General features: G+C 45.4%; 17 protein-coding genes and 1 pseudogene. 14 read left to right on the top strand and 4 right to left on the bottom strand.

Translation table 11 applies throughout. The features are described from left to right. Nucleotides 1-4: 4 nt before the first annotated feature. The 3 genes from L3V27_RS11935 to L3V27_RS11925 all read left to right on the top strand — a co-directional run bounded on the left by L3V27_RS11935 (nucleotide 5) and on the right by L3V27_RS11925 (nucleotide 3,284). Entirely contained in the window at nucleotides 5-1,072 is a 1,068-nt protein-coding gene (locus L3V27_RS11935; protein WP_047009493.1) for a methyltransferase, read from the top strand. 7 nt (nucleotides 1,073-1,079) lie between these two features. Next, nucleotides 1,080-2,324, top strand: a complete 1,245-nt coding sequence (locus tag L3V27_RS11930) for an NAD(P)/FAD-dependent oxidoreductase (RefSeq protein WP_237311913.1) — start codon at nucleotides 1,080-1,082, stop codon at nucleotides 2,322-2,324. Between the two features lie 219 nt (nucleotides 2,325-2,543). Beyond that, entirely contained in the window at nucleotides 2,544-3,284 is a 741-nt protein-coding gene (locus L3V27_RS11925) for a transglycosylase SLT domain-containing protein (RefSeq protein WP_237311912.1), read from the top strand. A gap of 9 nt (nucleotides 3,285-3,293) precedes the next feature. Here the strand turns inward: L3V27_RS11925 and L3V27_RS11920 are convergent, their stop codons facing one another. Then, on the bottom strand, nucleotides 3,294-4,598 hold the full coding sequence (locus L3V27_RS11920) for a hemolysin family protein (protein WP_012842026.1): 1,305 nt from the start codon (nucleotides 4,596-4,598) through the stop codon (nucleotides 3,294-3,296). Between the two features lie 176 nt (nucleotides 4,599-4,774). Between L3V27_RS11920 and L3V27_RS11915 the strand changes: the two genes are divergently transcribed. The 9 genes from L3V27_RS11915 to L3V27_RS11875 all read left to right on the top strand — a co-directional run bounded on the left by L3V27_RS11915 (nucleotide 4,775) and on the right by L3V27_RS11875 (nucleotide 17,559). After that, entirely contained in the window at nucleotides 4,775-5,983 is a 1,209-nt protein-coding gene (locus L3V27_RS11915) for a DEAD/DEAH box helicase (protein WP_046874220.1), read from the top strand. A 254-nt stretch (nucleotides 5,984-6,237) separates the two neighbouring features. Continuing rightward, nucleotides 6,238-6,900, top strand: coding sequence for a TrkA family potassium uptake protein (locus L3V27_RS11910; RefSeq protein ID WP_006742864.1), 663 nt, complete (start codon nucleotides 6,238-6,240; stop codon nucleotides 6,898-6,900). Then, a complete protein-coding gene (locus tag L3V27_RS11905; protein WP_237311910.1) occupies nucleotides 6,897-8,264 on the top strand; it encodes a TrkH family potassium uptake protein in 1,368 nt (455 codons plus the stop codon). The genes L3V27_RS11910 and L3V27_RS11905 overlap by 4 nt, the downstream gene beginning before the upstream one ends. A 356-nt stretch (nucleotides 8,265-8,620) precedes the next feature. Then, complete coding sequence (locus tag L3V27_RS11900; RefSeq protein WP_237311909.1) at nucleotides 8,621-11,605, top strand: M6 family metalloprotease domain-containing protein; 2,985 nt, start codon at nucleotides 8,621-8,623, stop codon at nucleotides 11,603-11,605. Between the two features lie 174 nt (nucleotides 11,606-11,779). Then, a complete protein-coding gene (locus L3V27_RS11895) occupies nucleotides 11,780-12,592 on the top strand; it encodes a hypothetical protein (protein WP_005390499.1) in 813 nt (270 codons plus the stop codon). A gap of 176 nt (nucleotides 12,593-12,768) precedes the next feature. Further along, the gene (locus tag L3V27_RS11890) at nucleotides 12,769-14,238 is read left to right on the top strand and encodes a protein adenylyltransferase SelO (RefSeq protein ID WP_237311908.1); all 1,470 of its coding nucleotides are present in this window, start codon (nucleotides 12,769-12,771) and stop codon (nucleotides 14,236-14,238) included. 212 nt (nucleotides 14,239-14,450) lie between these two features. Beyond that, nucleotides 14,451-15,449 carry a TRAP transporter substrate-binding protein gene (locus L3V27_RS11885; protein ID WP_005390503.1) on the top strand — a complete coding sequence of 333 codons (999 nt, stop codon included), beginning with the start codon at nucleotides 14,451-14,453 and terminating at the stop codon, nucleotides 15,447-15,449. 70 nt (nucleotides 15,450-15,519) lie between these two features. Beyond that, on the top strand, nucleotides 15,520-16,194 hold the full coding sequence (locus L3V27_RS11880) for a TRAP transporter small permease (protein ID WP_005390505.1): 675 nt from the start codon (nucleotides 15,520-15,522) through the stop codon (nucleotides 16,192-16,194). Between the two features lie 3 nt (nucleotides 16,195-16,197). Continuing rightward, on the top strand, nucleotides 16,198-17,559 hold the full coding sequence (locus tag L3V27_RS11875) for a TRAP transporter large permease (protein ID WP_053807126.1): 1,362 nt from the start codon (nucleotides 16,198-16,200) through the stop codon (nucleotides 17,557-17,559). A gap of 42 nt (nucleotides 17,560-17,601) precedes the next feature. Here L3V27_RS11875 and L3V27_RS11870 read toward each other — a convergent pair whose 3' ends face one another. The 3 genes from L3V27_RS11870 to L3V27_RS11860 form a co-directional block, all read right to left on the bottom strand. Next, entirely contained in the window at nucleotides 17,602-17,784 is a 183-nt protein-coding gene (locus tag L3V27_RS11870; protein ID WP_041853050.1) for a hypothetical protein, read from the bottom strand. A 78-nt stretch (nucleotides 17,785-17,862) separates the two neighbouring features. Continuing rightward, on the bottom strand, nucleotides 17,863-19,200 hold the full coding sequence (locus L3V27_RS11865; protein ID WP_005390512.1) for a sigma-54 dependent transcriptional regulator: 1,338 nt from the start codon (nucleotides 19,198-19,200) through the stop codon (nucleotides 17,863-17,865). 4 nt (nucleotides 19,201-19,204) lie between these two features. Beyond that, complete coding sequence (locus L3V27_RS11860) at nucleotides 19,205-21,010, bottom strand: ATP-binding protein (protein ID WP_237283721.1); 1,806 nt, start codon at nucleotides 21,008-21,010, stop codon at nucleotides 19,205-19,207. Between the two features lie 40 nt (nucleotides 21,011-21,050). Between L3V27_RS11860 and L3V27_RS11855 the strand changes: the two are divergent. Beyond that, a pseudogene (locus L3V27_RS11855) lies at nucleotides 21,051-21,263 on the top strand (hypothetical protein). A 273-nt stretch (nucleotides 21,264-21,536) separates the two neighbouring features. Further along, nucleotides 21,537-22,844, top strand: a complete 1,308-nt coding sequence (gene tig / locus L3V27_RS11850) for a trigger factor (RefSeq protein WP_005390526.1) — start codon at nucleotides 21,537-21,539, stop codon at nucleotides 22,842-22,844. The last annotated feature ends 74 nt before the right edge of the window (nucleotides 22,845-22,918 follow it).

The raw sequence follows: 22,918 nt of genomic DNA, 5'->3' as shown, positions 1-22,918 counted from the left end.
TTCCGTGTTAAATCAAAATAATGACCCTTTTAATGCTTTTGAAGCAAAAACAGAAGCTCAGAAGTTATCTTTTGCACCAATCGTGTTCCAGACCGCCAGAACGCTCCGAGATTTAGGTATTTTAGCCGCGCTAGACAGCGCCGGTTCACAAGGCATGAGTGCCACGGACATTGCCGAGAAAACGGGCGTGTCAGAATATGGTGTCAAAGTATTGTTGGATATGGCGATTAGCGCACATATTGTTTTATGGGAAAGACCTAACTATTCGCTTGCGAACCTTGGTTTTTACCTTCTTCACGATGGTATGACGAACGCAAACATGGATTTTACGGCTGATGTCTGTTACGCCGCGATGATGCATCTGACGGAAGCGATTCAAGAAGGTAAGCCTTCAGGTTTGAAAGAGTTGGGCAATTGGGAGACGATTTATCAAGGTCTGTCGACGCTGCCAGACCAAGCCAAACAGAGTTGGTTTAAGTTCGATCACTTCTATTCGGATCGCTCGTTTCCATTACTGCTTAAAGAAGTGTTTGCAAGCAAGCCAAAGCACCTAGTGGATATTGGCGGAAATACCGGGAAATGGGCTATTCAGTGTTGTAAGCATGATCCTGATGTTGAAGTTACTATTGTCGATTTGCCGCAGCAATTAGAAGTGGCGATGTCAAATGTCTCAGAGAACCAGTTCGCCGAGCGTGTACGTCCATACCCTGCCAACATGCTTGATAAAGCACAAACATTGCCTGAGCATGCTGACGTATGGTGGATGAGCCAGTTCTTGGATTGCTTTTCACCAATTGAGATCCTAAATATCCTTAAAAAAGTCAAAGCCCAGTTAACGAAGGGAGATACTATTTACGTATTGGAGCTATTTTGGGATGCCCAAAAATACGCGGGTGCTTCCTATAGTCTTAATGCAACCTCTCTCTACTTTACCTGTTTAGCCAACGGCAATAGTCGTTTTTATCGCAGTGATGATTTCTTAGAAATTGTCGAAGCGGCAGGTTTATCTGTCGTCGAAAGAACCGACAACATTGGCCTTGGTCACACCTTATTAAAATTACAAGCAAACTAAATTCAGAATGAAAACAGAGCTCAAGCAAGTTGTCGTCGTAGGAGCGGGCCCATCTGGCTCCACCGTTTCTGCGTTATTAAAATCGCGTGGCATAGATGTCGTTGTCATAGAAAAAGCCACCTTTCCACGTTTCTCTATCGGAGAAAGCCTGCTTCCTGCATGTATGGAAGTTGTCGAGCAAGCCGGAATGACCAATGCGGTAAAGCAGTTTGGCTTCCAATATAAAGATGGCGCTGCATTTCGTCGCAATGGTGTTTACACCCAGTTCGATTTTACGGACAAATATACCCCAGGGCCGGGTACGACGTTTCAGGTGCAACGTGCCAGTTTTGATAAAGTGCTCGCCGACAGTGCCGCAGAGCAGGGCGTCGATATTCGTTATCAACATGAGCTAGTTAGCTTGGCGTTTGAAGGCAAAAAATCGCGCTTAGAAGTTGTTGGGCCGGATAAACAGACCTATCAAATCGAAGCTGATTTTGTTTTGGATGCGAGTGGTTTTGGCCGTGTTTTGCCACGCTTGTTGGATCTTGAAGAGCCTTCTTGTCTTCCTCCAAGAAAAGCGATATTTACTCACATTGAAGATCGTATCTCTCCACAAGAGCCAGAGTACGATCGTAATAAAATTCTGATTTCCGTGCATCCTGAAAATCACGATGTGTGGTACTGGCTAATTCCATTCTCGAATGGTACATGTTCGTTTGGTGTGGTGGGTGAGCCTGAGTTTTTTGAGCGATACCCAGAGGATAAGCTTGCAGCTTTGCAGCAGTTGGCGAATGAAGAGCCGGGGTTGGCTTCTTTGTTGCGAAATGCGAATTACCCAAATCCCGCAGGCGAGTTGGGTGGCTATTCTGCTAACGTCAAACGTTTAGCGACAGAAAACTACGCACTGCTTGGCAATGCCGGCGAGTTTCTTGATCCTGTGTTTTCATCGGGTGTCACTATCGCCATGAAATCGGCGGAATTTGCGGCCGATTGCGTAGCTCGTCAATTAAATGGTGAAGTGGTTGACTGGCAAGAAGAGTATTCGGAACGCTTGATGGTGGGGGTGAACACATTCCGTACTTATGTGGAGGGGTGGTACAACGGCACATTGCAAGATGTGATTTTCTACCAAAACCCGAATCCACGTATTAAGCAGATGATTAGTGCGATTTTGGCTGGGTACGCTTGGGATACAAACAACCCTTACGTAAAACAAAGCGAACAACGTTTGTCGACGCTTGCTGAGCTGGTTCGAGAAGCGGAACTGTAGAGTATAAATTCTCTTAGCTGAGGATGCGTAAACCTAGGTCTTACCGAGAAATTGGTAAGACCTTTTTTATTCTCGACAATACCTTTTTATTTGTACTTCGAGCTTACTGGAGACATCTTGACCACTTGTTTCGAGGTGTATCGAATTTGAGAAAATTTATAGTGACTATGATCACATACATACTCATTGTTGCTGATATTTATATTAAACGTATAGGAAATGGATTACATTTTGGGAGTGTTCCCTAAATCCGGCTTCGTTGTGAAAACGGTTTATAAGCAACTGTATAAATTAGTAAAGTTCCAAAAACTGCACCAAAAAAAAGATAAGTTTCTTGCCAAATCAATTCGCTTGGTGAGTTCGAACAATCGACTGCGCCAAACACTTCCTTTACTTTCTCGAATTGTCAAAGAACACGACGCGCCAACTGTCTCTTCGGTTGTTGATCCCGAGAACGCGGTGGCGTGGGGAGGCAAAGTTTCTCCAGAGTTCAAATGCAAAGTCATTCGTATTAGTGAAGAGCTGGAGATCAACCCTAATCATCTGATGGCCTGCATGGCATTTGAAACCGCTGAAACCTTCAGTCCAAGCATCAAAAATGGTTCAGGAAGTGGGGCGACAGGGTTAATTCAATTTATGCCCTCTACCGCTGAGTCATTAGGAGTGAGTACGAAAACTCTTGCGAGGATGAGCGCGGTCGAGCAACTTGACTATGTAAAAGCCTATTACTGGCCATATCGCCATAAAATCAATAGCCTGGAAGATGCGTATATGGCAATTCTCTATCCTGCTGCGATTGGCAAACCGTCTTCTTTCGTTTTGTTCAAGCAAGGCTCGATTGCATACCGACAAAATGCGGGTATCGATCGTCACAATACAGGAAAAATCACGCTTAATGATGTTTCCTATAAAGTACGGAAAAAACTAGAGAAAGGTTTACAGCCCAATTTGATGGGATAGGGCCGTGCTTTATTCCACTTCGCTATTGTTGGTTGGTGTATCGGTGTCTTTGGTGACTCTGACTTGCATAATGCGATGTTTTTTAACGAGGAGTATGTCAAATCGCCAACCTTGGTAGTGAATGTGCTCCCCAACATTTGGGACTCGACCATAAAGCCATGTCAAAAGCCCATTTAATGTTTGAAAGCCTTCTCGCTCTTCGCCTTCTATGCTGCTCAGTTCGAGTTTATTCTTGAGCTCATTGAGCGGGATCAACGCGTCCATCAACCAGCTGCCATCTTTTTGTTGCTTGGCCCACACTTGCTGTGGTGCCATGCCCAGTTCTCCAGCAATCGACTTTAACAAGTCGTATAGGGTTACTAGGCCTTGTACATCACCATACTCATCGACAATAAAGACCATTTCCGCACTGGTTTGTTGCATGTAGTTAAGGAGAGGTAACCCTTTCATGGACTCGGGTACAAAACGTGGGCGCTTGAGCTGTTTAGCCAGTTTACTGATAGACAATTCGTCATATTCATCGAGCAGGACTTTGGATGAAATGGTACCAATAATATTGTCCAAACTACCCTTACAGACTGGCCATACGGAGTGTTGGGTTTGGCGAAGGTCAGTAAGGATGACATCAATAGGTTGGTTGGCATCTAGGTAATGGATATCGCACCGTGGTGTCATTAACGATAATGCTAAACGATCGTTAAGGTGGAGTAAGTTGCGAATCATCAATTGCTCTTGTGGCTCAATCGCACCGGACTCAGAGCCTTCGCTAACAATAGCAAAAATATCCTCCTCGGTAACAATCTCACCGTTGCTGTCGTTTTGGCGCAATAATCGGAGAAAAGTATCGGTTGAAAACGTCAATAAGAAGACAAAAGGAGTGGTGAGCTTGGCGAGCCAGTGGATCGGATAAGCTACGATAATAGCGATGGTTTCTGCGTTGTTTTGTGCAAAGCGCTTGGGAACGAGTTCTCCCACCACAATCGCGAAGTAGGTGATCATGAGCACGACGCTCATCGTTGAAAGTACCGTGGCTATCTCTCTTTCTAGCCCTTGGGTTACTAACCAATTTTCGAATGGTACTGAAAGCGTTGCTTCACCAAAAATACCACTTAATAGCCCGATGACGGTAATGCCTATTTGGATCGTGGAAAGAAACTGAGTCGGATTGTTTTTAAGTTCGAGCGCTAAAGCGGCAGAGGCGTTGTGTTCTGCAATTAATTTTAGCCTTCCGCTTTTGGCTGCGACTAGAGCGATCTCTGACATAGCAAACGCGCCATTGAGTGCGATTAATCCAACCAGCAGTAATACGTCCATAACGTTTCCCAGTAATGTACACGTTAGCAGCATAACTAGATTCACGCGCAAGAAATGTGATGTTGCGAGTAAATCATGCAGCGCTCTATTATCGGGCTCTACGCGCATGAATCCTTCTGTTACTTCACTGGGATTCTGATACACTACGCGCCCATTTCCTCTGTTGAGACGTTTCTATGCCATTTTCTAAGCTTGGTTTAAGCGCATCGATTACTGATGCAGTAAAAGCGCTAGGTTATGAAAAACCGACCTCTATCCAACAAAAAGCCATTCCAATCGTACTGCGTGGTAGCAACTTAATTGCTGCAGCACAAACGGGGACAGGTAAAACGGCCAGTTTTGTTTTACCAATCTTAGAAAAGCTTAGTCAAGGCGAAACGCAACGTAAAAAACGCGCTCGCGCTATTATTCTTACGCCCACACGCGAACTTGCGCTTCAGGTTCATCAAAGCATTGAAGCTTATGGTAAAAACTTACCGCTGCGCTCAATGGCGATGTTTGGTGGTGTGGATTATGCGCCACAAAAACAAGCCTTGATCGAGGGTGTCGATATTGTGGTAAGTACGCCGGGACGTTTGATTGACCTGTACGGTCAACGCGCCATTCACTTTGATGAAGTGGAAATGCTAGTGCTTGATGAAGCGGACAAAATGTTGGACATGGGATTCATCGATGCGATCGATAAGATCGTTGATTGCATGCCAGAACATGTTCAAAGTCTGCTGTTCTCGGCAACGCTATCTAATCCTGTTCGTGATTTGGCGAAAAACGCGATTATTGATCCTGAAGAGATCACGATTGCAAAACACAGTGCATCTAAGTCGAACATCAAGCAGTGGATCACCACCGTCGATAAGGACATGAAGTCGTCGCTGTTAAGTCACATGCTCAAAGAAAACGACTGGTCACAAGTACTGGTATTTATTGAAACCAAACACGGTGCTGCCAAGCTTGTTAGCCAACTTGAAAAGCGCGGCATTGTGGCTGAAGCGTTTCACAGCGGCCGTAATCAGCGTGTTCGCCAAGAATTAATAGAAAAGTTCAAAGCCGGTGAAATCCAGTACCTAGTCGCAACTGGTGTTGCAGCGCGCGGTATTGATATCGATAACTTGCCCGTTGTTATTAACTACGACTTACCGTATCCAGCAGATGAATATGTACACCGTATTGGTCGTACTGGTCGTGCTGGCGCACAAGGTGAAGCGATCTCATTAGTCTCAAAAGATGACTTTAAAAACCTTTGTATGATCGAGAGCCGTTTAGGGCACTTGCTAGAGCGAGTGGAAATTGACGGCTTTGCACCAAGAAAGCCAGTGCCGATTTCTATTTTAAATTACGTACCTAAGAACAAGCGTAAACCGCACGATAAGCGCGAATCAAAATAGCCTGTTTTATCTCTACGATCCAAAAGCCGCATTGTTGCGGCTTTTTGCGTTTTATGGAGATTCACTCATGGGTTGACAGTGTTGGCTTTTATGCCGTAATGAGGAAAAAAGTTAATTTATGTCATACGCTTAACACTCAAAGTGAGTCAGCTTTCGTAAAGCTTTTGTCAATTCTCTGTCCTCAGGTTTGCACAAGGTTAGGAATGGGCGCAGACTTTTTTTGCTTGCTAGTGAATGCATAAGATGAGGCATAAATGAAAACAGGTGATAAGCAATTCGCCGTTATTGGTCTTGGCCGATTTGGTTTGGCAGTGTGTAAAGAGCTACAAGATTCAGGAGCTCAAGTTTTAGCGGTTGATATCAACGAAGACAGAGTTAAAGAAGCTGCCAGTTTTGTTAGTCAGGCAATTGTGGCTAATTGTACTCACGAAGAGACGGTTGCTGAGCTTAAGCTTGATGATTACGACATGGTGATGATTGCTATCGGAGCGGACGTTAACGCCAGTATTCTCGCCACACTGATCGCCAAAGAAGCGGGAGTGAAGTCAGTATGGGTTAAAGCCAACGATCGATTTCAAGCGCGTGTTCTTCAAAAGATTGGTGCGGACCACATTATCATGCCTGAACGTGACATGGGGATACGTGTCGCGCGTAAAATGCTCGATAAACGGGTTCTTGAGTTCCACCCTTTAGGTAGTGGCTTAGCCATGACGGAGTTTGTGATTGGATCTCGTTGGATGGGTAAGACATTAAGTGACCTCGCACTGTGCAAAGTCGACGGTGTGCAAGTACTCGGGTTTAAACGGGGGCCAGAAATTACCAAGGCGCCAGACCTTAATACCAAGCTAGAAATTGGCGATCTCATTATTGTGGTTGGCCCGCAAGATGCGCTGGCAAATAAATTAAAATCACTATGACGCAGTTTCATCAAAAAGGCGTTTTTTACGCGCCAGATGGTAAACGAGAAAAAGCCAAGGGTAACGAGCCGCGGATTATATTGCTGAGTTTTCTCGGTGTGTTGCTGCCTTCTGCCGTGCTGTTAACCTTGCCAGTTTTTTCTGTTACAGGCCTTTCGATAACGGACGCTTTGTTTACCGCAACATCCGCCATCAGTGTGACAGGGCTTGGGGTTGTCGATACCGGGCAGCACTTTACGTTAGCCGGGAAGATCTTGCTGATGTTTTTAATGCAAATCGGTGGATTGGGGCAGATGACGTTGTCGGCGGTTTTACTCTATATGTTTGGTGTGCGTTTAAGCTTACGCCAGCAAGCGTTAGCGAAAGAAGCGCTAGGGCAAGATCGACAGGTCAACTTAAACCGACTGGTGAAGCGGATTGTGATTTTTGCGCTTGTCGCGGAATCTATTGGGTTTATTTTCCTTTCCGTTCGTTGGGTTCCTGAAATGGGCTGGCAAACCGGCATGTTTTACGCGTTATTTCATGCAATTTCTGCGTTTAACAACGCAGGGTTTGCTCTGTTTTCGGACAGCATGACGAGCTTTGTGAATGACCCGCTGGTCATCTTTACCCTGGCCGGGTTATTCATTTTTGGTGGGCTTGGTTTTACTGTTGTCGGAGACATCTGGCTGAACTGGCGTAAAGGTTTCCACTTTTTGCATCTTCATACCAAAATCATGCTTATCGCGACACCGATATTGCTCTTTGTTGGGACGGTGATGTTTTGGTTACTCGAGCGGAGTAATCCAAATACAATGGAATCGTTACCTGTGGTGGGTCAATGGTTGGCGGCATTCTTCCAATCCGCTAGTGCTCGAACGGCCGGATTCAACAGTGTCGACTTGGCGCAGTTTACCCAGCCAGCTTTATTGATCATGATTGTTTTGATGTTGATTGGTGCTGGGTCCACCTCAACGGGGGGCGGTATTAAGGTTTCCACATTTGCCGTTGCGTTCATGGCTACGTGGACCTTTTTGCGCCAAAAGAAACACGTGGTTATGTTTAAACGAACCGTAAACTGGCAAACCGTGACTAAGTCACTCGCCATTATCGTTGTGAGCGGCGCCATTCTGACAAGCGCGATGTTTTTATTGATGCTCACAGAGAAGGCAAGCTTTGATAAGGTCATGTTTGAAACCATTTCCGCATTTGCGACGGTAGGACTTACCGCTGGTTTGACGGCAGAGCTTTCTGAACCTGGCAAGTACATTATGATCGTGGTGATGATCATTGGTCGTATCGGGCCACTCACGCTTGCCTACATGTTGGCTCGCCCTGAACCTACCTTAATCAAATACCCAGAAGACGCCGTTCTTACAGGGTAAAGTAGTGTTTATCTGCACCCCACCGACCATAACGAGCACTGATTAATAGCAGTGCTCGTACATTTATAAAATATGTGGGACGTTGCCCAATTTTATCTACAAAGTCGCAGAAGTTTATTTCTTCTTCCTTTTGTTTCGATACTATTCATTCACTCAATTTATACCCTCGGAAGCCACACTTACAAAAGTATTTGGGCATCCGACGCTTTTGTAACGTGATGCTAAATAATATTGTGTTATCTGAGCGAATTGATACCAGCCTTAGTCGTTAGCCACTTAACCTCATTCTATGTTTATGGGTTACTGTGTACTGGCTGTGCTTGGAATTAAACGAATCGAAAAGATGGAGCCGTACTTTGAAGTTCAACACACTCGCCTTGACTATGCTAACTGCGCTTCTTGCAGGTAAGAGCATGGCAACTACTCCGCCATCACCAGTTTGGCATACTATTGCGTTGAGCGATGGTACCTCTAGTGAGGCAATTTTACGCGGCACTGCCGATTTCCACTGGTTTGAAGATAAACAAGGTAATGCCTTGGTTCATGAAGATGGCATTTGGTTGTTTGCACAGATTCAGCGCGAGTCAGACATCCCAACGTTGCGCTCGACGGGTGTTGCTAAAACTCAATCGAGTGATGCGCCTGAATCGGCGAAGTTTCGCCCGGATCTACAAGTTAAGCCGCAGTTATCTTCTCTAAAAACCATTGAACCGATGGCGCGCCAAAATCTATTGCGTTCGGCGCAAGGTTATCAGGCGATGAGTAACTCATCGGTGAAGCAACAACCACTGTTGGTTGTGCAAGTCTCCTTTGATGACCAAGCAATGGTGCATGACTTCGAACAACGTGTGTTTAATACCGATGGCCAAAGCGTTGTCGATTATTTTGATAAAAACTCTCAAGGGAAATTCAAAGTTGTCCCTGCGATTGAGAGTTATGGTACCGCGAATGATGGTGTGATCAATGTGACCGTGGCGCAAAGCCACCCAAATTGCCACTCTAGCTCAACTGACAAGACTTGTACTGCCAAGTTGAATGCGGTCTTCACCGAAGCGTATCAAAAACTGGATCCGTACTTTAATCTTTCGGCTTACGACAGCAATCAAAATGGTACCGTAGAACCGGCAGAGTTGTCAGTGATGTTTATTTTTGCTGGTGGCGACCGTTCAACCGGATTCCTTGATCGTCCTTCTATTTGGCCTCATAAATTCTCTCACGACGATGTGACACTAGATGGCAAAAAAATTGCCGATTATTGTGTGTTTGCTGACTACCAAGTTGATCATCAAGCGACGTTAGGCGTGATCGTACATGAGCTTGGCCACTTAATGCTTGGCTTGCCGGATTTGTACGCAAGGAACAGTGATGCTTCGATCGGTTCTTGGGGCGTGATGGGTGGTGGTTCATGGGCACAGAAACCGGGAGACTCATACGCAGGAGACACGCCAGTGAACATGAGCGCCTGGAGTAAACACGCCGCTGGTTTCGTAGTACCAACGATCACTCATGAAAGCCCGATGCCTATTTCCGTGAACAACGACGATGTCAAACTGGTGTATCTCGACCCGTACTTGAAAGAGTTTGGCCCACGCGTTTATTTGGAAAACCGTACCTTTAGCGGTTACGACCGAGCATTGGCGGCAGAAGGCATACTAGCGACGTCGGTTAATGTCCAGAATCGCTTTAACGATGTTGGCGCGATGCAGGTTCAAATCATGCAGGCCGATGGTCTGAATGAGTTAGAACATGATGGAAGCAGTGATGCCGGCGATTTGTATCCTAATGGTGGCAATGTCATTTCAGATACATCGACCCCAAGTCTGAGAGCGATCGCCGGGTTTGATACTGGGGTTCGTATTTCCAACATTGCCAGCAATACCAACGGCGGCAGTTTTTCTCTTGAGCATATAAACGAGCCAAATAAATCGGCATGGTTGAACTCTCTTCACCAAGGTTATGTGTACGCAAGTGGCAGTAACACCCTGGCGGTATCATTGGATTTGAATGCTGAGACAAAGCTTGATGGTCTTCAACTTTACGCGCAAAGCAATAGCGCTCAAAGTGACATGACTTATCGAGTATGGCGATTCCCATTCTCAGGTAACGTGGGCTACCGATTAATATTGGATCAGAACAATGCTGAACTTTTACAGCAAGGTAGCTTCCAAAAGCCATCCCGAATTTTATTCCCTCAACCGAGCCAATTAAGTGCGGGTCAGTACCTGTTAGTAGTGGAATTAGAAGGCGGTGAATTTGAATCGAACTTTGACTTTGGCCGCTTACTAAAAACTGAAAAATCATCCCTGCCTGTAATGTGGACTGGTAATTACAATGAGATAGGTACGTTTGGTTTAGAGCAAGCCGGGTTCTCTTATGTTCCGTTCGCAGCACTCTTGAATGTGGAGGCGAACAACATTGTTGAAGCGAAAGCTGATTCACTGCAAACCGATAAGAATACGCCAATCGATCTGAACTTGATGGACAATGATTTCATGGCCATAGGGTATCAGTTCAATGTGGACATTGTGCAGAAGCCTGAGCACGGCACCATTTCTGGCAACCAATACCAACCTGAAGCTAACTTTGTTGGTTTGGACAGCTTCCAATATCGTTTGCTGTCTACGGATGGCGTGTATTCGTCTTCGGTTGTGAGCGTGCAGGTCGAAGTACTTGGTAGTAACGAAGCACCAAAAGCGCTCATCGATGTGGATAGCCAAAAGATTACTGCTGGACAGAAAGTAACATTGTCGGCGGCAAACAGCACAGATGCGGATGGCGATGTGTTGAACTACCGATGGGAGCAATTGGCTGGTACTTCAGTTTCTATCGGAAATTCGACCAGTGCTACGGCAAGCTTTACAGTGCCTCAAGGTATAAAAGCGGGTGAGGTTCTGACATTCCGTCTAACTGTTACTGATCCAAGTAATGAAACCTCCAGTGCTACCGTCAATTTAACCATGCAAAACGCAGCGCCAGTCACGTTAGCAGATACGGCGACCGTTGCCGTTGGTGAAAGCATTGTGATTGATGCTGCTGGCAATGATTCGGATGTGAATGGCGATAAACTGGTTGTAGAAAGCGTACAGAACCTAACGGGCGTGGGAAGTGCGAGTGTAGAGAATGGTAAAATTCGTTTTCAAGCTCCGGATAGTGCGGTTGATAACATCAAGCTGCAATATACGGTTTCAGATGGCAACGGTGCTACCGCAATAGGTGAAGTGACCGTTACGGTTGTCGCTTCCTTGAAAACAACGACATTCAAGAACTCTGAAGGTAGCGGCAGTGTTTCTTATTGGGCTCTGATGTTACTTGTTGCATTGGGCTGGCGACGCCGCGTCTAAAACGATATCGAATTACGGTATAAGCCACTCACATTGAGTGGCTTATTTTTTGTGCCTGTTTTACTTCCTAAAACTTCTCATTATCTTATGAGATGTGTTTCTCATTATTTTTAAAGCGATTTTTCTATTCAGCGGTTACCCTATGGGCAGATTTTTATAAATTAAGGATGTTGTATGTCAACCGAGGACTTTTCTGTTTCGGCAATATGCCGAGAAGCAGCAGTGATGGTCAGAAGGAACCTACTCGCAATTGTCATTGCTTGTATTCCATTGATCATCGTGCACTCAATTTTTGTGTTTATGTATCCTGAAATGACGGGGCAAGATCAAGCGAACGCTCAAGAAGGAAACATCGCGGGATTTTATTTCGTCACAATCATTTTATACCCTCTTGTTGCCGCGATGGCGGCTGTGCGTGTACACCGAATTTATTTGGTTGGCGATTACATGCACTCAGCGTTGGATGTATTTCGCTTGTCAGCCAGAGAATTCCGTTTCATTGGCTGGTGGATATTATTTGGGTTGATGATGATGCTCGTCATTGGTATCCCGATCTTTGTGTTGTCGTTTCTCTATATTGCAGAAAGTGGTGAACCCGATTTTGTCGCCATGGCATTTATCACAACGGTTGCAAGCATTCCGGGCTATTGGGTGATGGCGCGCTGGTCGTTCGTGTTGCCAGCGACCGCAATGGATCATCAGCCGCGCAGCTTGCGTCGTTCGTGGAACCAAAGCAGACCATACAACAAACAAGTATTCATTTTGATGGGCTTAATTCCATTGGGCGCGGGATTGCTCAGTCAGCTTATCTTTAGTCACTTTACTAACCTCTTCATGCTGAGTCTTGTGGGTGTTGCCTATGGTATTTTCGGTGCGTACCAGTTGGCTTTGTTATCGTTGAGCTATAAAACGGTCGTGGATATTGAACGCGCTCGTTTTGATACACCATCAGAGCCACCAAAAACGGGTGAAGAGTTTTCCGCTTAATCATTTGATCGCTTTTACATACCACTTCCGTTTGTGAGGTGGTATGCAGCGGGTTAATACCTTCCTACCGCCTTCGCGTTATTCACGCAAAATACCCATGCCCATTTCATGGCTGAATGACAGTGACGTTCACACGTATACTGACAGCAGTACTTCTTTTTATTAAGGAACCCCACATGTCCATTTGGCAACGGGTCAGTTTCACCCATCGCTTTAGTCAATTACCGTCAGCTTTCTATACTTTGGTCGAGCCGCAACCCTTGGATAACGCTCGTTGGGTCGCTTGGAATTGTGAGTTTGCGCAGCAGTTTGGTTTACCAGCAGAGCAAAGCGATGAGCTATTGGCGGTTTTTTCTGGGCAAAGCGAATTCGAACCGTTTCGCCCTCTGGCGATGAAATACGCAGGACATCAGTTTGGCGTTTACAACCCAGACTTGGGCGATGGACGTGGATTGCTGTTGGCGGAAATTGAGCATCAAGATGGCACTTGGTTTGATCTTCACCTTAAAGGCGCGGGGCTAACCCCCTACTCGCGAATGGGGGACGGCAGGGCGGTGTTGCGCTCAACCATTCGTGAGTATCTATGTAGTGAAGCCATGGCAGGGCTTGGGATCCCGACGACTCGTGCTCTTGGCATGATGGTCGGTGACACGCCGGTTTATCGCGAGAAAACAGAATTCGGCGCAATGTTGATTCGTATGGCGGAGACCCACGTGCGTTTTGGCCATTTCGAGCATTTTTTCTATACCAATCAATTGGCAGAGCAGAAGTTGCTGGCGGACAAAGTGATCGAGTGGCACTTTGCTGATTGTGCATCGGCAGAGAAGCCATACGCTGCAATGTTTGGTGAAATTGTTCAGAAAACAGCGGACATGATTGCTTATTGGCAAGCGTATGGGTTTGCTCATGGGGTAATGAACACCGACAACATGTCGATCCTTGGTCAAACGTTTGATTACGGCCCGTTTGGTTTTCTTGATGATTATGAGCCGGGATATATTTGTAATCATTCCGACTACCAAGGCCGTTATGCATTTGACCAACAGCCAAGAATTGCGCTTTGGAACCTATCAGCACTCGCGCATGCGCTATCGCCACTCGTTGAGCGAGAAGATTTAGAAGCGTCGTTGAGTCAATTTGAAGTCCGGTTGAGTCAGCAGTTCAGCCGCCTAATGCGTGAGAAGTTGGGTTTAAAAACCAAGATCGCGGAAGATGGACGTTTATTTGAAGCAATGTTTGAGCTCCTTCACCAAAATAACACGGATTACACTCGCTTCTTTAGAACGCTTTCAAATCTTGATACTGATTCTTCTCAAGCCGTAATCGACTTGTTTCTTGACCGAGAAGCTGCGCGAGCTTGGCTTGATCTGTACTTAGCTCGATGTGAACTAGAGGTTGATGAACTAGGGGATCTGATTTCAGCCGAACAACGTTGCGAACAGATGCGTCAAGCCAATCCCAAATACATCTTGCGTAACTACTTGGCTCAGTTGGCGATTGATAAAGCGGAAGAAGGGGACTTTAGCGAATTACACCGATTGGCCGAACTGTTAAAGCGCCCATTTGATGAGCAGCCCGAGTTTGATGATTACGCGAAATTGCCACCAGAATGGGGGAAGAAAATGGAGATAAGCTGTTCTTCATAAATGGGTCATTTCCCACCCATTTGAATCTTTTTCTTGGGTGGAATTCACTCGTTATACTCTGTATTCATGTTAATGGGCTTTGTTAATTTATTGAAATACATATGAATTTTAACATGGTCCATTAATTGCTCTTTGTTGAACATCCGTACCCATCGCCTAACACTTAGTTATTCATGGACGGGATGGGATGTGATTCAACAAGGAGAATAATAATGTTTAAGCCTCTAACTCTACTATCTGTCTCTGCGCTTGCTGTAACGAGCTTTAACGCTGCCGCGAATTGTGACCCAGGTGAAACGGTCATCAAGTTCAGCCATGTAACGAACGCGGACAAACACCCAAAAGGTATTGCGGCTTCGTTGCTTGAAAAACGTGTCAACGAAGAAATGAACGGTAAAGTCTGTATGCAGGTGTTTCCGAACTCAACGCTTTACGATGATGATAAGGTGTTGGAAGCACTACTAAATGGTGATGTTCAACTCGCTGCACCTTCTCTTTCTAAGTTTGAGAAATTCACCAAAAAGTACCGCCTTTTCGATCTGCCTTTCTTATTCGACGATGTCGACGCTGTTGACCGCTTCCAAAACTCTGAAGCCGGTGAAAAGCTGAAAAACTCAATGAAACGACGTGGCCTACAAGGTATTGCGTTTTGGCATAATGGCATGAAGCAAATGTCAGCCAACAAGCCGCTCATTTCTCCAGCCGATGCTGAAGGGCTTAAGTTCCGTGTTCAAGCTTCGGACGTTCTCGTTGCTCAGTTTGAACAGCTAGGCGCAAACCCGCAAAAAATGTCATTCAAAGAAGTGTACGGTGGCCTGCAAACTAAGGTTATTGATGGTCAAGAAAATACTTGGTCAAACATCTACGGCAAAAAGTTCTTCGAAGTTCAAGATGGCATTACGGAAACGAACCACGGGATTCTGGATTACCTAGTGGTGACGTCAAACGACTTCTGGAAAAACTTACCAGACGATCAGCGCGAGCAGCTAAACACAATCATCCAAGAGGTGACAGCGCAGCGTAATGCTGAGTCGACCAAAGTGAACCTGGCGAACAAAAACAACATCATCGAAGCTGGTGGTGTGGTTCGCACGTTAACGCCAGAGCAGCGCCAAGAATGGGTCACTGCACTTCAGCCAGTATGGAAGAAGTTTGAAAAAGACATTGGTTCTGACCTAATTGAAGCCGCTTTGGCTTCTAACCAAAAATAATAACGCCTAGCACGCTTAGCCCTCTCGATTAGAGGGGGCTCTTTTCCCCTACAGACGACGTGATGTAATTATGGAACAGACTTTTTTTGCCAAGGCTGGACGAATCACCGATGCCATTGAAGAGACTTTGATTGCTTTCTTCTTAGGTGCCATGACCTTGTTAACCTTTGCCAATGTCATCTTTCGTTATGTCTTTAACGACAATATTCTTTGGGCGCTTGAGCTCACCGTCTTTATGTTCGCATGGATGGTGTTGGTCGGCGCTTCTTACGGTGTGAAAAAACACTTTCATATTGGTGTTGATGTGATCATCAACATAGTGCCAGAGGGCAAACGAAAAGCCTTGGCGTTATTTGCTGCAATATGCTGTTTAGCCTTCTCTATTTTGCTTTTAATTGGCTCTTGGAACTACTGGTATCCGTTCGCCACAGACCGAGCGTGGTATGAAACGGATGATATTCCAATGCCGGAAATGCTTCAGTTTATGGCGGATTGGTTAAACGAGGGAGAGCGTTACGAAAAGCTGCCACGTTTTATTCCTTATTTCGCTTTGCCGCTTGGTATGGCGTTGCTAACGCTGAGATTTGCTCAGGCAACATGGCAAATTGCTACCGGAAAGCTCGACCGACTGATTGCAGGGCATGAAGCAGAAGAAGAGCTAGAGGCGCTTCAAGAAGAGATGAGTGATGCCGGTGATCTTATGGCTCCAAAGGCCTCAGACAATTCTAAGAGCAAGGAGCAATAAGCCATGGATATCTTATTTCTATTTTTGATGGTGATTGGCTTCATGCTCGTCGGCGTGCCAATCGCAGTTTCTCTGGGGCTTTCCAGTATTCTTTTCCTTTTGATTCATTCGGATGCGTCTTTGGCGTCTGTTGCTCAAACGTTGTTTAATGCATTTGCTGGACACTACACTCTATTAGCAATTCCATTCTTCATTTTAGCTTCAAGCTTTATGTCGACAGGTGGTGTAGCAAAACGGATCATTCGTTTCGCGATTGCGATTGTAGGCTGGTTCCGTGGTGGTTTAGCGATGGCTTCGGTTGTCGCGTGTATGATGTTTGCCGCGCTATCAGGTTCATCTCCAGCAACGGTTGTTGCCATAGGTAGCATCGTTATCGCAGGTATGATCAAAAACGGTTACTCAAAAGAGTTTGCGGCCGGCGTAATTTGTAACGCAGGTACGCTAGGGATTTTGATTCCGCCGTCTATCGTTATGGTAGTTTACGCTGCCGCGACCGATGTGTCAGTTGGACGCATGTTTCTCGGTGGTGTGATACCGGGTTTGTTGGCTGGCGTCATGCTGATGATAGCGATCTATATTGCTGCCCGTATTAAGAACCTGCCAAAACAACCATTTGTCGGTTGGAAAGAGACGTTTGATGCAGCTAAGGATGCAAGCTGGGGCTTGTTGCTGGTGGTGATCATTCTCGGTGGTATTTATGGCGGTATTTTCACCCCAACAGAAGCCGCTGCAGTTGCTGCTGTGTACTCGTTCTTTATTGCCAACTTTGTATACAAAGACATGGGGCCATTTGCAGACAATAAAAACACTAAACCTGCGCTCGTTAAAATCTTCCAAACCTTCGTTCATAAAGACACCAAACACACGCTGTATGAAGCGGGTAAACTCACCATCATGCTGCTTTTCATTATTGCCAATGCGTTAATTTTGAAGCACGTTCTCACGGAAGAGCGCATCCCGCAAATGATCACAGAGTCAATGATGTCAGCTGGTTTAGGACCAATCACCTTCTTGATTGTGGTGAACGTATTGCTGTTGATTGGTGGTCAATTTATGGAGCCATCAGGCTTATTGATCATTGTTGCACCACTGGTGTTCCCAATTGCGATAGCACTGGGGATCGACCCAATTCACTTAGGTATTATGATGGTGGTGAATATGGAGATAGGTATGATAACACCACCTGTTGGGCTTAACTTGTTTGTTACTGCAGGTGTCGCCAAAATGTCGATGATGAATGTAGTAAAAGCCGCACTGCCATGGGTGGCGGTGATGTTCCTATTCCTCATTATTGTAACGTACGTGCCATGGGTGTCGACTTGGTTACCAACGACCTTGATGGGGCCAGAAATCATTACTAAGTAATGGCACCAGATATTTGAAGAAAAACAAAAGAGGTGTGATGATTCACACCTCTTCGTCTATGGGTTTGTAGCTAGGCCTACGAGGGTCTGGGTGGACTCGCCGCTCGTAGCTTCGCCACTTCTTTTTATTCTTGCGCCGCTCCTCGCCTGAACGTCTCTCTTCTTGATATTGCCCGTCTACCATCACGGTATCTGTAATGATCGGTATTCTCACTTTCTCGTTCATATCCGTAACAACCATGATGAATCAGTTATTAAAAATTATGATTCAAGTTGGATATAATACCAATCCTTGAGAATCGTTTTATTTATAGAGCTCTTTATCTATTTGATAGCGTTGCATTTTGTCATACAGAGTTTTTCGAGGCACATTCAATTGCGCCATTGTTTGTTTAATGCTGCCGTTATTTTCCAGTAATGCGCCTTCAATGGCTGCTCTCTCGAACTCTGCAACTTGTTCTGCAAGACTTGAAGAAGGCTTGGCAACCGGAGTCGATTCTCCTAACTGAATTAATTTACCCAATAGCACGAAACGCTCTGCTGCATTTCTTAGCTCGCGAACATTGCCTGGCCAGTCATGGTTCATCAGTTGGGCGAGGTCGTGGGATGACAAACTGGGAGAGCTTTTACCGTAACGTGAAGCCGCTACCAATAGGAAATGATGGAAGAGGGCAGGGATGTCTTCTTTCCGTTCACGCAGTGGCGGGAGATCTAAGGTAACCACATTCAGTCGATAGTAAAGATCTTGGCGAAAGGTTCCCTCTTCAGCAGCGCGTTTCAAATCGACTTTGGTGGCGGCAATCACTCGAATATCTAAGGGCAAGAGTTCATTCGAGCCGACACGCTCAATCACACGCTCTTGCAGTACTCTCAGTAAACGGATTTGGGCTTGGATTGGCATTGACTCTATTTCATCCAAGAAAAGTGTACCGCCTTGAGCAAATTCAAACTTACCGATACGGCGGCTTTCTGCGCCAGTAAATGCGCCTTTTTCATGCCCGTAGAGTTCGCTCTCAATCAAATTCTCTGGTACTGCACCACAATTTACTGCGACAAAGTTTTGGTTCCGTCGAGAGCTTTGCTCATGCAAAGAGCGGGCGATTAACTCTTTACCTGTACCAGTTTCGCCAAACAATAAGATATCTGCATCAGTATCGGCGATGTGAGCAATGGTTTCGCGTAACATTTGAATGCTAGACGTTTCTCCGATAACACGAGGTCCGAGCGTTTTACTTGCCTTGAGAGACAGGCGTAACTTCTCGTTTTCAACCGTTAATTGGCGCTTCTCAATGGCGCGCTTGACGGTTTCAACTAGGTGCTCAGGTGGGAATGGCTTTTCGATAAAATCATACGCTCCTTGGTGTAACGCATTAACTGCCATTGAGATATCGCCATGACCAGTAATCATAATCACGGGAAGATGGGTGTCTTTTCGTACAAGGGTATTCAGTAAATCCATCCCTGAAATACCGGGTAAGCAAATATCGGTAATCACCACACCTGGCTCGGCTCCCTGCTTAATGGCGAGTAAGGCAGATTCAGCGTCTGGAAAGAATGTGGCATCGATATCTGCCAATTCAAACGTTTGTTCTATTGCCAGTCTAAGATCGGCTTCATCATCAATAAAAAACACCTGACACATGATCTCATCCTTTTGATTGTTCTGTGTTGTTAGGAGCGATAGGTAAACACAATGAAAATCGAGCTCCGCCTTGTTCTCGATTTTGGGCACATAATCTTCCGTTCATACTGGCTAAGATTTGTTGCGAGATAGAGAGTCCTAAACCTAACCCATTTTGTTTGGTAGTTAGGAAAGGCTCACATAAGTCCGAAAGTGAGAAATCTCCAAGCCCTGGACCATTGTCATCTACATGAATCCAAACCAAACCGGCATGTTCGTCTTGCTCTACGGATAACTGTACTTGTTTGTCTTGTTGCTCTTTGAGAGCCTCTATCGCATTGGTCAGCAAATTAACCAACACTTGTTCAAGTTGAATGATATTGATCTGAACTTCAACATCGTGCTCTGGTACCTGCGTTTCTAGCGTGACACGTGCAGATTTAAGTGCGGGTTTCATCAGCTCTTTGACTGAGGCAATTACTGGAAACAAACGAGATTGAGCCAGCTCGTTTCCACTGGTTTTTTTAGCGAAAGAACGAAGCTGCTGACTGATGTTTGCCATACGATCAGTGAGGGCTGAGATGCGAGTTAGATTATCTTCCACTCGCTCATATTTTTCTTTTTGGAGGAACAGCTTGCCGTTTTCAGCAAAGCTGCGAATGGCCGCAAGTGGATTATTCAGTTCATGACTGATACTGGCTGACATTTGCCCCAATACTGCTAGTTTCGCAGCTTGAACGAGTTCGTCTTGCGTTAGGCGAAGTGTTTGTTCGGTTTCAATTCTCTGGGCGATTTCTGCTTGCAATTCTGCGGTGCGAGCCATGACTTGATATTCAAGTTTTTGATTGGCCTCTTGCTGAATTCTCTCAAGTTGTAAGTGGCGCTGTTGACGGTGATAGATGAGCTGGCCAATTAAAAACAACACGGTGAATGCAAGAGTAAGTACAAAAATGTAACCCATTGTGAGCCAGACGATAGACTGCTTGGGAGACAATACACGGATGGTCAGCTTGAGTTCTGGTAGGGGCAACGAAGAGACCACCAAGGTCCCTTTGTTATATGGGTAACCTTGTTTAAGCTCAGAATGCGTTTCCTCCACATTGCCCACCAATCCTAGAGTTTCAATTGGCTCATCAAGATATTGTCGGCTTGCCCAAACTTGTTTTCTTTCATTCTCAGTCAGTGGTTGTAAGCTTTTGAGTAGCCAATCACTTCGGCTGCTCATGAAAACAATCCCGTGCGGATCGCTCGCGACGAACACACTATTTGGTTGCTGCCAGTTGTCTTCTATCTTACTCAAGTCCATCTTAACCACGACCACACCAAGGACGCCGCCCGCGTATATGATCGGATAAGAATAGTAGTAGCCACGCTTACCCGAAGTCGAACCCAGCGCGTAGTATTGGCTTCGTTCCCCAACGATTGCTTGTTTGAAGTAAGGGCGGAACGCAAAATTTCGTCCAATAAAAGATCGCTCTTTACGCCAGTTGCTGGCCGCGACCGTCGTACCCCATTGATCGATTAAATAGGTATCTGCCGCTTCAATCACGTCATTAACGGATTCTAAATACCGATTGGTGAGTTCCAGTTGGGCACTGTTATTTGGATGCAGTAACGCTTGATGGAGAGGGTCATCTTTAGCCAGAAGATTAGGGATATGGGCGTATTTATCGAGTTTGTTTTTAATATGACTAGAAAATTGCTCAAGTTGTGACTGGTGTTTATCAAGCAATGATTGATAACTAGTCTGCCAAACCCAATGACCACCTATGATTGCGCAAAGGAAATAGAAGGCAAAAAAAGTCAGCAGAATCCGGTTTTTTTGCGACATCCTTACACTCCTTAAACCTTTCCTTTGGTCACGTAAGAAAATGTTAATAGTTTGTAGGGAGGATTAGGGATTTAGTTTTCAACTCTGTGGAGTAAAACAAGAGCAAGATCTCTTTTTAGGCTTTTCGATAAAAAAACCGGTCGATTCTCTTGAAAAAGTCGCTATTGTCCCCATTCTAGATATGCTGACGATACTTAGACGGTGTTTGAATCGCATTTTTGAAGAAAAAATGGGTCAGCATTCGAGAATTTAGCGCAGACAATGTCCACATAGTGGCTATTGGCTCGACAGGGTTGCGACAGATCGCTAGAATGTCGCGTCTAAAAATTCTGTCCTGAGGCTAATAGGAGATACCTTTGGTAATTTTATCGAAGATATCACTGATTAGTCCGGTACTGACAAACAGTATCGATACTCGATTTAAATTAGGTGTTCGGACAGAACACTACACAAGGATGAAGCGTAAGCTCCGCTGAGTTTCGCTCATACGCTCGGAAAACCGAGCCACTTTAGAGGTTTATATATAATGCAAGTTACTGTTGAAACGCTAGAGGGCCTAGAGCGCCGTCTAAACATTACTGTTCCAGCTGCAAACATCGAAGACGCTGTAACAGCTGAACTACGCAACATCGCTAAAAACCGTCGTTTCGATGGTTTCCGTAAGGGTAAAGTGCCTCTAAAAATGGTTGCTAAGATGTACGGCAAAGCAGTACGTCAAGACGTTCTTGGTGAAGTTATGCAACGCCACTTCATCGAAGCTATCGTTAAAGAGAAAATCAACCCAGCTGGCGCTCCAACTTTCGCTCCTGTAGAAAACAAAGAAGGTTCAGACCTAGTTTTCACTGCAACTTTTGAAGTTTACCCAGAAGTTGAGCTTAAAGGCCTAGAAAACATCACTGTTGAAAAACCGCTAACTGAAGTTAAAGACGCAGACGTAGAAGAGATGATCGATACTCTACGTAAGCAACAAGCTACTTGGGTTGAAGTTGAAGAAGCAGCAGAAGATGGCAAACGCGTAAGCATTGACTTCGTTGGTTCTATCGACGGTGAAGAATTCGAAGGCGGTAAAGCTGAGAACTTCCCACTAGAAATGGGCGCTGGTCGCATGATTCCTGGTTTCGAAGACGGTATCGCAGGTAAAACTGCAGGTATGGAATTCGACATCGACGTGACTTTCCCAGAAGATTACCACGCTGAAAATCTAAAAGGTAAAGCAGCTAAGTTCGCAATCAAAGTGAACAAAGTTGAAGCTCGTGAACTACCAGAACTAAACGACGAGTTCGTTGCTAAGTTTGGTGTTGTTGAAGGCGGTGTTGAAGCACTTAAAGCTGAAGTTCGTAAAAACATGGAACGCGAGCTTAAGCAAGCTGTTAAGAACCGCATCAAAGAGCAAGCGATTGACGGTCTAGTTGAGCAAAACGACATCAACGTACCATCAGCGCTTATCGAGCAAGAAATTCAAGTTCTACGCCAACAAGCTGCACAACGCTTCGGTGGTAACCCAGAAGCTGCTGCACAGCTTCCACGTGAACTGTTCGAAGAGCAAGCTAAACGTCGCGTAGTAGTTGGTCTTCTACTAGGTGAAGTAATCAAGTCTGAAGAGCTAAAAGCGGACGACGAGAAAGTTAAAGCTCTAATTGAAGAAATGGCTACTGCATACGAAGATCCATCAGAAGTTATTGCTTACTACGAGCAAAACGAAGAAATGATGAACAACATGCGCAATGTAGCTCTAGAAGAGCAAGCAATCGACGCGATCATCGCTAAAGCACAGGTTTCTGAGAAAGAAGTAGGCTTCAACGAGCTACTTAACCAACAACAACCTGCTGCTTAATAAGCAATATCTTGCGTAGAAGGTTGACTTAACGTTAACTATTCTGCTAACAATGGTCCGTATGATAGTCATCA

The organism is Vibrio sp. J2-3(2022), from assembly GCF_021725735.1.
Lineage (GTDB): Bacteria > Pseudomonadota > Gammaproteobacteria > Enterobacterales > Vibrionaceae > Vibrio > Vibrio diabolicus.
Note: the sequence above shows the minus strand (reverse complement) of the source record. Positions and strands in the feature narration are given on the sequence as shown.